At 37.3% G+C, this 13,142-nt stretch carries 12 protein-coding genes; all 12 read left to right on the forward strand.

Annotated elements, in window-relative coordinates:
• Position 1: 1 nt before the first annotated feature.
• The 12 genes from murD (at position 2) to CNQ82_RS05865 (ending at position 13,134) form a co-directional block, all read left to right on the forward strand.
• On the forward strand, positions 2-1,351 hold the full coding sequence (gene murD, locus CNQ82_RS05810; RefSeq protein ID WP_123144477.1) for a UDP-N-acetylmuramoyl-L-alanine--D-glutamate ligase: 1,350 nt from the start codon (positions 2-4) through the stop codon (positions 1,349-1,351).
• A gap of 14 nt (positions 1,352-1,365) precedes the next feature.
• Positions 1,366-2,286 (forward strand): cell division protein FtsQ/DivIB, encoded by a 921-nt coding sequence (locus tag CNQ82_RS05815; RefSeq protein ID WP_123144478.1) that lies wholly within the window; start codon positions 1,366-1,368, stop codon positions 2,284-2,286.
• Positions 2,287-2,388: 102 nt separating this feature from the next.
• Positions 2,389-3,804, forward strand: coding sequence for a cell division protein FtsA (gene ftsA / locus CNQ82_RS05820; RefSeq protein ID WP_123144479.1), 1,416 nt, complete (start codon positions 2,389-2,391; stop codon positions 3,802-3,804).
• A 29-nt stretch (positions 3,805-3,833) separates the two neighbouring features.
• A complete protein-coding gene (gene ftsZ / locus CNQ82_RS05825; protein ID WP_123144480.1) occupies positions 3,834-4,997 on the forward strand; it encodes a cell division protein FtsZ in 1,164 nt (387 codons plus the stop codon).
• A 229-nt stretch (positions 4,998-5,226) separates the two neighbouring features.
• Positions 5,227-6,021: a peptidoglycan editing factor PgeF gene (pgeF, locus tag CNQ82_RS05830; RefSeq protein WP_123144481.1), complete on the forward strand. Its 795-nt coding sequence runs from the start codon at positions 5,227-5,229 to the stop codon at positions 6,019-6,021.
• A gap of 12 nt (positions 6,022-6,033) precedes the next feature.
• Positions 6,034-6,708, forward strand: coding sequence for a YggS family pyridoxal phosphate-dependent enzyme (locus tag CNQ82_RS05835; RefSeq protein ID WP_123144482.1), 675 nt, complete (start codon positions 6,034-6,036; stop codon positions 6,706-6,708).
• Positions 6,709-6,713: 5 nt separating this feature from the next.
• Complete coding sequence (locus CNQ82_RS05840; protein ID WP_123144483.1) at positions 6,714-7,325, forward strand: cell division protein SepF; 612 nt, start codon at positions 6,714-6,716, stop codon at positions 7,323-7,325.
• Between the two features lie 12 nt (positions 7,326-7,337).
• Positions 7,338-7,634, forward strand: coding sequence for a YggT family protein (locus CNQ82_RS05845; RefSeq protein WP_123144484.1), 297 nt, complete (start codon positions 7,338-7,340; stop codon positions 7,632-7,634).
• 68 nt (positions 7,635-7,702) lie between these two features.
• A complete protein-coding gene (locus CNQ82_RS05850) occupies positions 7,703-8,482 on the forward strand; it encodes a YlmH family RNA-binding protein (RefSeq protein WP_123144485.1) in 780 nt (259 codons plus the stop codon).
• Between the two features lie 24 nt (positions 8,483-8,506).
• A complete protein-coding gene (locus CNQ82_RS05855; protein ID WP_123144486.1) occupies positions 8,507-9,124 on the forward strand; it encodes a DivIVA domain-containing protein in 618 nt (205 codons plus the stop codon).
• A gap of 260 nt (positions 9,125-9,384) precedes the next feature.
• A complete protein-coding gene (ileS, locus tag CNQ82_RS05860; protein ID WP_123144487.1) occupies positions 9,385-12,132 on the forward strand; it encodes an isoleucine--tRNA ligase in 2,748 nt (915 codons plus the stop codon).
• 207 nt (positions 12,133-12,339) lie between these two features.
• Positions 12,340-13,134: a VOC family protein gene (locus CNQ82_RS05865; protein ID WP_095105836.1), complete on the forward strand. Its 795-nt coding sequence runs from the start codon at positions 12,340-12,342 to the stop codon at positions 13,132-13,134.
• Positions 13,135-13,142: the final 8 nt, after the last annotated feature.

The following is a 13,142-nucleotide window of genomic DNA, read 5'->3' on the forward strand; positions in this document are numbered from 1 at the left end:
AATGCTTAAATACAAAGGTTTAGAAGGAAAAAATGTTTTAGTAGTAGGATTAGCAAAGAGCGGCTACGAAGCAGCTAAGTTATTACATCGTCTCGGAGCAAACGTAACTGTTAATGATGGCGGCGATCTTTCTAAAGACCCGCATGCCAAAGACTTAGAAAAAATGGGATTGACAGTAATCGGCGGCCACCATCCACTTTCGTTATTGGACAGCAATCCGATTATTGTTAAGAATCCGGGTATTCCTTATTCAGTACCGCTCATCAGTGAGGCTGAAAAACGCGGATTGAAAATTTTAACAGAAGTAGAATTAAGTTATTTAATTTCTGAAGCACCTATTATTGCGGTGACAGGTACTAACGGCAAGACTACCGTAACTTCGTTAATCGGTGATATGTTTGATAAGAGCCGTCAAACAGGATTGTTATCAGGAAATATCGGTTTCGTAGCATCGAAAGTAGCACAAGAGGCGAAACCAGAGGATTATTTAATTACAGAATTGTCTTCTTTCCAATTATTAGGAATTGAACAATATCGTCCGCATATTGCCATTATCACTAATATCTACTCAGCGCATTTAGATTATCATGGCACATTAGAAGATTATCGCAATGCGAAACGTCGCATTTATAAGAACCAAACGGCAGATGATTTTCTAATCTGCAATTATAATCAACGTCATCTTATTGAAACAGATACATTAAAAGCGAAAGTTTATTACTTCTCAACTACTCAAGAAGTAGACGGCATTTATGTTAAAGACGGCTATATTATGTTGAACGGTCTCAGACTGATTCATAAAGATGATATTGTCTTGCCGGGTGAACATAACTTAGAAAATATCTTAGCCGCAGTATTGGCAGCAGTTTTAGGCGGCGTATCTATAGATGCAAGCATAGCAACCTTGACTTCTTTTTCAGGAATTAAACACCGCTTGCAATATATAGGTTCAAATAAAACCAATAAATATTATAACGATTCTAAAGCGACGAATACATTAGCAACACAATTTGCTTTAAATTCCTTTAATCAACCCATCATTTGGCTATGCGGCGGCTTAGATAGAGGGAATGGCTTTGATGAACTGATTCCTTATATGAAGAATGTCCGTGTGATGATTACCTTTGGTGAAACTCAAGATAAATTGACTAAATTGGGAGAAAGCCAAGGTAAATATGTTATCCGTGCAACTGATGTGAAAGATGCAGTGAATAAAGTACAAGATGTGATTGAACCGAATGACGTAGTATTACTTTCACCTGCTTGTGCAAGCTGGGATCAATACAATACCTTTGAAGAGCGCGGTGACATCTTTATTGAAAGTTTCCGCTCACATCTTCCGTCGAAGTAAGGGTGTGAAAATGCATGTCTGATAAAGTACGCAAAATTGATTCAGAATATCTGAAGGAAAAGCGTCGCAAACGTCGGCAGAAACAACGCCGAATACAGCTGGGTATATTCAGCGGTCTCATCTTACTTATCGTACTCATTGTACTGTACATGTTTACGCCAATCAGCCGAGTGGATCAAGTCTACATCAAAGGAAATCACCATGTGAGCCAGAGTGAAATAAAGAAAGCTTTAAATTTGCAAAAGAAAACTAAAATCTATTCTTTTAATAAAGGCAAAGCCATTGATACCTTGAAAAAGAATCCCTATGTAAAAAATGTTGATATCACCAGAAAGTTTCCTAATGATATCGAAGTTAAAGTCACTGAGTATGAGTTGGTTGGCCTTATCGAAGAAAAGGATCATTATTATCCAGTGTTAGACAATGATCATATTTTAAAAGATGACAAGCAGCAAGTGCCTGAGGATGCGCCAGTCGTTTCAGATTTCACTAAGTCGAAACGTGCTCAAATTATTCAAGCACTTTCAGAAATGAAGCCTGACATACGTAATTCTATTTCAGAAGTGACGTATGCAGATGATAAAGAAAACCGTAATCAAATCAAGTTGTACATGAAAGATAATATTCAAGTGTTAGGAAGCATCAATACGATTGCTGATAAGTTGAAGTATTATCCAGAAATGTCTAAAGCACTGGAAAGAGATGAGGATGGCAACCTGAAAAAATCAGGCTATATTGATTTATCAGTAGGTGCTTCATTTATTCCTTATAAAGATGGAGAAAAGACGTCTTCAGACAGCAGTGAAAAACTTCAAGAAGGAACAGCCATGGAAGACAAAGCTAAAGACGAACTTCAGAACACCTTAAACAAGATTAATCAACAATCCAAAGAAAGTTCTAAAGACAAATCGAAAGCTAATAGTACAAATAATTAAAAAAGTCTTGAATATCTTGTGTTTATAGTTCACAACGTAAGAAACGTATTGTAAACTAACTATAGTGTATTTTTTAAAGAAATTGTCAGGAGGTGCCTATCTATGGAGGAACATTACTATGTGAGTATAGATATTGGTTCATCTAGTGTTAAAACAATAGTAGGCGAAAAATTTCATAATGGAATTAATGTGATAGGTACAGGACAAACCTATACAAGCGGAATTAAGAATGGCTTAATTGATGACTTTGATTTAGCAAAACAAGCTGTTAAAGATACAATTAAGAAAGCTTCAATTGCTTCAGGCGTTGACATTAAAGAAGTATTTTTGAAATTGCCGATTGTTGCAACTGAGGTTTATGATGAAACCAACGAAATTGAATTTTATGAAGATACAGAATTAAGCGGCACACATATTGAAACCGTGCTGGAAGGCATCAGAGACAAAAACGACGTCGAAGAAACTGAAGTAGTGGATACTTTCCCTGTTCGTTTTGTAGTAGACGGAGAAAATGAAGTTTCTGATCCTAAAGAATTGATTGCAAGACACTCTTTAAGAGTAGAAGCGGGCGTTATTGCAATTCAAAAATCAATATTAGTTAACCTAATTAAATGCGTTGAATCATGCGGTGTAGATGTATTAGATGTTTATTCTGATGCATACAACTATGGTTCAGTTCTGACTCCTACAGAGAAAGAACTAGGTGCTTGTGTTATTGATATCGGTCAAGACCTTACTCAAATTGCCTTTTACGAACGCGGCGAACTTGTCGACGCGGATTCAATTGAAATGGCAGGTCGAGATATTACAGACGATATCGCACAAGGCTTGAACACATCATTTGAAACAGCTGAAAAGGTAAAACATCAATATGGACATGCCTTTTATAATTCAGCTTCAGATCAAGATGTGTTTACAGTTGAACAAATCGACAGCGACGAAGATGCTCAATTCACTCAGAAAGATTTAGCTGATATCATTGAAGCGCGTGTTGAAGAAATCTTCTTCAATGTATTTGATATCTTGCAAGAATTAGGTTTGACAAAAGTGAATGGCGGTTTCGTAGTGACAGGCGGTTCAGCAAATTTATTAGGTGTGAGAGAATTATTACAAGATATGGTGAATGAGAAGGTCAGAATACATACACCTTCACAAATGGGAATTAGAAAACCGGAATTCTCTTCTGCGATTTCTACAATTTCCAGCAGTATTACTTTCGATGAATTGTTAGATTATGTTACAATTAGTAATCATGATAATGAAGAATTTGAAGAGGAAGTAATCGAATCTGAACCTAAAGAACACACTGAAAAATCAGGCGGATTCGACTGGTTCAAGAAGAAACCGAATAAACAAGCTCCTGAAGAGCATGTTGAGGAAGAACCAAAAGCAGCGGATGATGATATTCGTGAAGAAGAAACACATCGTCCTAACCACGAAAATGATCAAAACTCAGACCAATCTCATGAGAAAGAAGAAAGTAAATTTAAAAAATTATTGAAATCTCTATTTGATTGATTGCCCATTAAAACTAGGAGGAAATTTAAATGTTAGAATTTGAACAAGGATTTAATCATTTAGCGACTTTAAAAGTCATCGGTGTCGGCGGCGGAGGTAACAACGCTGTCAACAGAATGATTGACCACGGAATGAACAATGTAGAATTTATTTCTATCAATACAGATGGTCAAGCATTGAACTTATCTAAAGCTGAGTCCAGAATCCAAATCGGTGAAAAATTAACACGCGGTTTAGGTGCTGGCGCGAACCCAGAAATCGGTAAGAAAGCTGCCGAAGAATCTCGTGAACAAATTGAAGATGCCATTCAAGGCGCAGACATGGTATTCGTAACTGCAGGAATGGGCGGCGGTACTGGTACAGGTGCTGCACCAGTTGTTGCGAAAATCGCAAAAGAAATGGGTGCATTAACAGTAGGTGTTGTTACACGTCCATTCAGTTTCGAAGGCCGTAAACGTCAAACACAAGCTGCAGCAGGTGTTGAATCAATGAAAGCAGCGGTGGATACATTAATCGTTATTCCAAATGACCGCTTATTAGATATCGTTGACAAATCTACACCGATGATGGAAGCATTCAAAGAAGCAGATAACGTATTACGTCAAGGGGTACAAGGTATTTCTGACTTAATCGCTGTTTCAGGTGAAGTTAACCTTGACTTTGCAGACGTTAAAACAATTATGTCTAACCAAGGTTCAGCATTAATGGGTATCGGTGTTTCATCTGGTGAAAACCGCGCAGTTGAAGCAGCTAAAAAAGCAATTTCATCACCATTGCTTGAAACTTCAATTGTTGGGGCACAAGGTGTCTTGATGAACATCACAGGCGGAGAATCATTATCATTATTTGAAGCACAAGAAGCGGCTGACATTGTTCAAGACGCAGCTGATGAAGATGTGAATATGATCTTCGGTACTGTAATCAACCCTGAATTACAAGACGAAATCGTAGTAACAGTAATTGCTACAGGTTTTGAAGATAAACCAGCTACACATGCACGTAAACAATCTAATACTGGTTTCGGATCAAGTGCTTCTAATACTTCAAGCAGTGATGAAGGTATCGGACATGCACCAAGATCTCATAGTTCAGAATCATCTAGTGAATCAAGAACACACACTACTAAAGAAGATGATATCCCAAGCTTTATCAGAAACAGAGAAGAAAGACGTTCAAGAAGAACTAGACGTTAATTTCTCTATTAGGTTTGCTTTGAGCAATCAATAATAAGTATCACGCAAGATTAGATGCAACAGGTCATCGAGTGGTCTAGTGAGAACAATAACAAAGGTGTCATCAGATCGATTGGTCTGATGACATTTTTATATTCTAAGTTATTTGAAGAATTATATATTTCGTTTTATTATGAAAGTAAGCACGACTTAAAAATTGGCAGCTACCAAATTACGGGAGAGATGAAATATGCCAGAAAAATTTATGAAGAAACCACACTACTTAGAACATACAGGTGCTTCAGAAGATGAGATTATGCTTGGTTTTACTACACGTGAGGATGGAGAGAGCGCATATCCTGAACATGCTTTTAACATGGCCAGATACATTGATGATACAGATGAAAATGTCACAAAACATCAAGAAATTTTAGCTGAATCCATCGGTTATCCAAGAAATAGATGGGTATTTCCAATTCAAACACATGGAACGAATGTGGTAGAAATCACCGCTAAGGATGCCAATACAAATATAGATGCACTTACTGATGCACTGCATGGTGTGGACGGCATATATACTTACGAATCGGATTTATTGCTTACGATGTGTTACGCAGATTGTGTGCCAGTTTACTTTTACAGTAAGCAACATCATTTTATTGCGCTTGCACATGCGGGCTGGCGTGGGACTGTTGGCAGAATTGTAGAAGAAATCTTGACTCATGTCGACTTTGATTTGAACGATTTAAACGTAGTCATTGGACCGGCTACTTCCGACAGTTATGAAATTAACGATGATATTAAATCGAAATTTGAAAAGTTGCCTATAGATACTAACAAATTTATTGAAACACGCGGTCAGGATACACATGGCATTGATTTGAAAGAAGCGAATAAACAATTATTACTGCAAGCAGGTGTGCCAGAAACACAAATTGATGTCACTGATTACGCAACTTCGGAAAATTTAGACTTATTTTTCTCATATAGGGTAGAAAAAAGTAAGACTGGCCGTATGCTTGCATTTATCGGACAGCATAAGTAAGGGGTAATAAGCATGAATGTGAAACAAAATTTAGAAGAAATCAACAACAACATCCATAAAAGTATGGAAAGTGCCGAAAACGACACACAACCATGCGTGATTGCGGTTACGAAATATGTTACAATAGAGCGAGCTAAAGAAGCTTATGATGCGGGTATCAGAAACTTCGGTGAAAACCGTTTAGAAGGTTTCCAAGCTAAAAGAGCAGCCTTGCCAGAAGACGCAGTCATGCATTTTATCGGAACTTTACAATCTAGAAAGGTTAAAGAAGTCATCGACCAAATTGACTACTTGCATGCTCTTGATCGTAAAAGTCTAGCAAAAGAGATTAATAAACGTGCTTCCCATGTGGTCAATTGCTTTGTGCAAGTCAATGTTTCTGGAGAAGCATCTAAACATGGCATTCCACTTAATGAGGTCAATGAATTTATCGACATGTTAAGTCAATACGAAAACATTCGTATTGTCGGATTAATGACGATGGCACCATTGACTGAAGACGAAACGTTGATTAGAGACGTATTTAAACAATTAAGAGAAAAAAGAAATGAAATCCATAAATTGAATCTAGATTATGCGCCATGTACTGAGCTTTCAATGGGAATGAGCAATGATTATGAAATTGCGACAGAAGAGGGCGCAACTTACGTTCGAATCGGTACAAAATTAGTAGGAAAAGAGGAGTGAGCCACTTGGCCTTAAAAGACCTATTTAGCAACTTTTTTGTTATAGAAGAAGAGGAAGATGAAGTTGCTGATAATCAGCAGCAATCACAGAAAAATAGAGCTCAAGCTGAACCAGAAACAGAGAGACCGACACAACAAAATGCTTATAATGAGTCAACACAACAACCTACGCAACAAACTAATCATCAATACAACGAAAGACAGCGTGCAATTAAAACAGTACCAAAGCGTCAAACACAATCAAATCGATTGCAGTCGTCTTCCAATGAAAGGAAGTACCAACCTATGAATGAATCTACTGCAAGGAATGTGGTTAACATGAATGCTTCTAATTTACATGAAAGCTCAAAAATGTGTTTATTCGAACCACGCGTATTTTCAGATACTCAAGATATTGCAGACGAATTAAAGAACCGTCGTGCAGCCTTAGTCAATTTGCAAAGAATTGATAAAGTATCTGCAAAGCGTATTATCGACTTTTTAAGCGGTACAGTATATGCTATTGGCGGAGACATTCAACGTGTAGGCAGTGATATATTCTTGTGTACACCAGACAATGTCGAAGTTGCAGGCAGTATCACTGAAGATATGGAAACTACAGAATACGATTATGAATAGAGGTCACAATCAATGGGTTTAATAGAAGGTTTAAGTATTGTCTTTAAATTCATAATGATTCTATTGCAAGTCTATTACTATGGAATGATTGTATACTTCTTTATGTCTTGGATTCCAAATGCGCAAAGCTCGAAATTCGGACGTTTTTTACAAAGTATATATGAACCATTCTTAGCACCATTCCGTAAGATTATACCGCCAATCGGTATGATTGATATCTCTAGTCTTGTAGCAATCTTCGTTCTGATCTTTTTCCAAAGAGGTCTCGGAGCGATATTCAATTTGATTTTACAACAATTACTTAAATAAACAATTAGAAGGTACGCCGCTTTTCAAGAGAAGATGCTGGCTTGCCTTTTTCTATTTTAAAGAGGTGGATGAAGATAGATATTTATCAGCATTTCAGACAAGAAGAACAACCAGTGATTACCATGCTGCTGGATAAGGTCAATCAAGCAGAACGTAATTATGCGCCCGTGTTAACGCACTTTCTAGACCCTCGTGAACAATACATCTTGGAGGTTATTGCGGGGAGTTATCCGGAGCTCACCTTGACTTTCAATGGCGGCAGTCCAAGTAGTGAACGCAAACGTGCCATGATTGCGCCCGAGTATTTTTCTCCGCAAGAAGAAGACTTTGAATTGGTCTTGTTAGAAGTAGATTATCCTGAAAAATTTGCGACGATTGACCATCGCAATGTCTTGGGAACTTTGATGTCCTTGAGCATTGAAAGAGATCAATTAGGGGATATTATTGTAGGCGATAAAATTCAGTTTATTTTGACAAAAAATATTCAATCGTATATAATGTTAGAATTAAAACGTATTAAAAATGTGCCGGTCAAACTGCATGAAGTTCCACTAGAAGATATGATACAATCAAAAGAGGATTGGACAACACATCAAGCAACAGTAAGCGCATTGCGTTTAGATGTTGTGTTGAAGGAAATGATTCGTAAATCACGTTCAATTGCGAAACAGTATATTGAAAAGAAACGTATCAAAGTAAATCATACCATTATTGAACGTCCAGATTTCCAACTTGAACCTGGAGATTTGCTGTCGATACAAGGACATGGCCGTGCGAGAATGACTGAAATCGGTCATAAAACAAAGAAAGACAAACTGCGCATAGTATATGAAACTTTATTCAAATAGTGTATGATTAAGGAGGACAATCAAATGTCTTTTACACCGAGTGAAATTAAGAACAAAGAATTTTCCCGTATTAAAAACGGTCTTGAACCAAGTGAAGTTGCTGATTATTTAAGCCAGCTCAGTCAAGAAATTGAACACTTGAGAGAGCAGAACAAACAATTAGAGACAGTAGTTCAAGAAAAAGAAAATAATTTAAAATCTTACAAAGAAGTACAACAATCAGTAAGCGATGCTTTAGTACAAGCACAAGCTGCCAGCCAAGAAACAAAAGCTGCAGCTACTAAAGAAGCGGAAGCCATTATCAACAAAGCGCAAGCTGAAGCAGACCGCATTGTAAATGATGGAGTAGAGAAAGCAAGACGCCTTTCTTTCCAAACTGAAGATATGAAACGTCAATCTAAAATCTTTAGATCACGTTTCCGCATGCTAGTTGAAGCACAATTGGATTTATTAAAAAATGACGATTGGGACTATTTGCTAAATTACGATTTAGATGCACAACAAGTGACTGAAGAAAATGTTCAGCATTTGCATCAGAACGATTTGACAGAAGCTGAAAAACAACAAGCACAACAAGCTGAGCAAGCTAAAGCGCAACAAACAGCTGCTGAGAATGAAGAAGCAAACAAAACGAATAAATAGATGTTGAAATGCAGTATGCACAAGCTTATACGAACACAGAGACAGACGCGTAAGAATTAGCTGGACATATCAAACACACAGCGAGTTAGGGACGGTGGAAGCCTAATATATGTTTAATTCTTATATCACTGTCTTTTTAACAATTACAGAACATAGAATGAAGAGAACTCTAAGTTGAGTTAATCAGGGTGGTACCGCGGTTGTTCGCCCCTGTTAATTGAACTTAGAGTTCTTTTTTATATTTTTAAGGAGTGAAATACATGAACTACAAAGAAACGTTACTTATGCCAAAAACAGATTTCCCAATGCGAGGCGGATTACCAAAAAAAGAACCTGAAATCCAAAAACAATGGGACGAACAAGATTTATATCACAAAATTTTAGAAAAAAATAAAGGTCATGAATCATATATTTTACATGACGGTCCTCCTTATGCGAATGGTAATTTACACATGGGACATGCACTCAATAAAATCTTAAAGGACTTTATCGTGCGTTATAAATCTATGCAAGGTTACTATTCTCCATATGTACCTGGCTGGGATACACATGGTTTGCCTATCGAACAAGCATTGACTAAAAAAGGGGTTAAACGTAAAGAAATGCCGATTTCTGAATTCCGTAAACTCTGTGAAGAATTCGCATTAGAACAAATCGACATCCAAAAGAAAGACTTTAAACGTTTAGGTGTAAATGGAGATTTCAATGATCCATATATCACTTTGAAACCTGAATACGAAGCAGCACAAATCCGTTTGTTCGGTGAAATGGCGGATCGCGGATTAATTTATAAAGGTAAAAAACCAGTTTATTGGTCTCCATCAAGTGAATCGTCGTTGGCTGAAGCGGAAATCGAATATCACGACAAACGCTCACCATCTATCTATGTGGCATTTGATGTTAAAGACGGTAAAGGTGTCGTTGATGAGGATGCGAAATTCATCATCTGGACAACTACACCTTGGACATTGCCTTCAAACGTAGCTATCACTGTACATCCTGACTTGAAATACGGTCAATATAATGTCAATGGTGAAAAATATGTCGTAGGCCAAGACTTAGTGGAAGAAGTAGCTGAAGAATTAGGTTGGGACAAAGAAGCAATCCAACTTGAAAAAGAATTCACAGGTAAAGAATTAGAATATGTGGAAACACAACATCCATTCATCGACCGTGTATCATTAGTTATCAACGGATTACACGTTACAACAGATGCAGGTACTGGTGCCGTGCATACAGCTCCTGGACACGGGGAAGATGACTATATTGTCGGCCAAAAATACGGCTTGCCAGTTATCAGCCCGTTAAATGATAAAGGGGTCTTCACTGAAGAAGGCGGTCAATTTGAAGGTATGTTCTATGACAAAGCCAATAAAGCTGTAACAGACTTACTTAAAGAAAACGGCAGTCTCTTAAAATTAAAATTCATCACACATAGTTACCCACATGACTGGCGTACGAAAAAACCAGTGATCTTCCGTGCAACACCACAATGGTTTGCTTCAATCAGCAAAGTCCGTCAAGATATCTTAGATGCGATTGAAGATACACACTTCAAAGTCGATTGGGGTAAAACACGTATCTACAATATGATTCGTGACCGTGGTGAATGGGTAATTTCACGTCAACGTGTATGGGGTGTGCCTCTTCCAGTATTCTATGCTGAAAATGGCGACATCATCATGGACAAAGAAGTCATCTATCATGTAGCAAACTTATTTGAAAAATATGGTTCAAATGTATGGTTCGATCGTGAAGCGAAAGATTTATTGCCAGAAGGATTTACACATCCAGGCAGCCCTAACGGTGAATTTACAAAAGAAGAAGATATCATGGACGTGTGGTTCGACTCAGGTTCATCACACCGCGGTGTATTAGAAACACGCCCTGAATTATCATTCCCAGCTGACTTGTACTTAGAAGGTAGTGACCAATATCGTGGTTGGTTTAACTCATCTATTACAACTGCTGTAGCAACTCGTGGCCAATCTCCATACAGAATGTTATTATCACACGGCTTCGTAATGGATGGCGAAGGTAAGAAAATGAGTAAATCATTAGGTAACGTTATCGTTCCAGACCAAATCGTGAAACAAAAAGGTGCAGATATCGCACGTTTATGGGTAAGTAGTGTTGACTATTTAGCAGACGTTCGTATCTCTGACGAAATCTTGAAACAAACTGCAGATGTCTATCGTAAAATCCGTAATACATTACGTTTCATGTTAGGTAACGTGAATGATTTCAATCCTGAAACAGGTGCAGTACCTGAAGCGGAATTATTAGAAGTAGACCGTTATTTATTGAACCGTTTACGTGAATTCACAGAAAGTATCATCAACCACTATGATAATTTCGACTACTTGAATATTTATCAAGAAGTTCAAAACTTCATCAACGTGGAATTAAGTAACTTCTACTTAGACTATGGTAAAGATATCTTGTACATTGAAAAACAAGATTCTCATAAACGCCGCAGTATGCAAACTGTGCTTTATCAAATCTTAGTCGATATGACTAAATTATTAGCACCAATTCTTGCACATACTGCTGAAGAAGTTTGGTCATACATTCCTCACGTTAAAGAAGAAAGTGTGCACTTAGCTAATATGCCGGAAGTAGTTAAACCAGATGAAGAATTACTTGAAAAATGGAATACCTTCATGAAATTACGTGACGATGTGAACCGTGCATTAGAAGAAGCGCGTAATAACAAAGTAATCGGTAAATCATTAGAAGCGAAAGTAATCATCGGCAGCAACGAAAGCTTTGATGCAGCTGATTTCTTAAAAGACTTCGAGAATTTACATCAACTCTTTATCGTGTCACAAGTTGAAGTGGAAGATAAAGTAGAAGATGGTACTGAATACTATCATGGCGACATTAAAGTCGTACACGCTGATGGCGAAAAATGTGAAAGATGCTGGAACTACAGTACTGAACTTGGCTCAGTTAATGGTTTAGACCATTTATGCCCACGTTGCCAAGGCGTTGTAGCTGACTTATAATCTAAGTGATTTTTTTAAAAGAAGCAGGAACTGGGACAATATTTTGCCCCAGCTCCTGCTTTTTTCTTTTCGACACATTTAAGTAAATAATTAGAGAACATATGAGCGCCTTAGAAGTAATTAAAAGCAAAAATAGTTATAATTAAAATTACTTGTGCACAGAAAAACGAAAAATTATAAATAGAACTGAACGAAAGGAGATTAATCTTGACGGAGTATAAAAGAGACCATTATCCAAACGGTGTAACCTTAAATGTCAGAGATAAAGAAGCATTGAAACCGTTCTATGAAGATATGTTAGGCTTCACAGTAATGAACGAAACATATACTTCGATTCAATACGAAGTAGGCGATTCAGGGCACCGAATTACATTAAGACAATTAGATCATGGTAGGGAGCCCTTAGTTTCTGAAGCGGGACTATTCCATATTGGAATTAAATTACCAACACATGCAGATTTAGCAGACTTAATGGCACATTTAACAGAACAAGATATTGTGATTAACGGCGCTGAACATGATGTCAGTACTTCTATATATTTGAGCGATCCAGAAGGTAACGGCTTTGAATTTTATGCAGATTTGCCAGAAGAAACTTGGAATTATGATAAAGAAGACCGTGTCATTATGGATACGAGACCATTATATGCTTCCAAATTGATGAATTTAAGAACGCATAAAGATTGGGAAACTTTACCGCCTGATACGAAAATAGGAAATGTACATCTAAAAACGATTCGTTTGAAAGAAGTAAAAGACTTCTATTTAAAATATTTTGGTTTAGCAGAATCTTCTTATGTAAACTCTTCATCACTTTTTATGGCTTCTGGTGGATACCATCATCATTTAGCTGTAAATCATTGGATGTCGAGCATGAAACGTATGGAAAGCTCAGAAACTTATGGCTTAGCCTATGTAGATTATCACTATCCAGAAACTGCACATAAATGGATTAAAGGACCTGATGGCATTGAGTTTAGATTTAATTATTTAGGAGCGTAAAGAGATAA

It is taken from the genome of Staphylococcus debuckii (assembly GCF_003718735.1).
Lineage (GTDB): Bacteria > Bacillota > Bacilli > Staphylococcales > Staphylococcaceae > Staphylococcus > Staphylococcus debuckii.

Bases quoted from the DNA above. Each gene is read 5' to 3' on its own strand.
- murD (WP_123144477.1), top strand. From the start codon at position 2: ATGCTTAAATACAAAGGTTTAGAAGGAAAAAATGTTTTAGTAGTAGGA.
- CNQ82_RS05815 (WP_123144478.1), top strand. From the start codon at position 1,366: ATGTCTGATAAAGTACGCAAAATTGATTCAGAATATCTGAAGGAAAAG.
- ftsA (WP_123144479.1), top strand. From the start codon at position 2,389: ATGGAGGAACATTACTATGTGAGTATAGATATTGGTTCATCTAGTGTT.
- ftsZ (WP_123144480.1), top strand. From the start codon at position 3,834: ATGTTAGAATTTGAACAAGGATTTAATCATTTAGCGACTTTAAAAGTC.
- pgeF (WP_123144481.1), top strand. From the start codon at position 5,227: ATGCCAGAAAAATTTATGAAGAAACCACACTACTTAGAACATACAGGT.
- CNQ82_RS05835 (WP_123144482.1), top strand. From the start codon at position 6,034: ATGAATGTGAAACAAAATTTAGAAGAAATCAACAACAACATCCATAAA.
- CNQ82_RS05845 (WP_123144484.1), top strand. From the start codon at position 7,338: ATGGGTTTAATAGAAGGTTTAAGTATTGTCTTTAAATTCATAATGATT.
- CNQ82_RS05850 (WP_123144485.1), top strand. From the start codon at position 7,703: ATGAAGATAGATATTTATCAGCATTTCAGACAAGAAGAACAACCAGTG.
- CNQ82_RS05855 (WP_123144486.1), top strand. From the start codon at position 8,507: ATGTCTTTTACACCGAGTGAAATTAAGAACAAAGAATTTTCCCGTATT.
- ileS (WP_123144487.1), top strand. From the start codon at position 9,385: ATGAACTACAAAGAAACGTTACTTATGCCAAAAACAGATTTCCCAATG.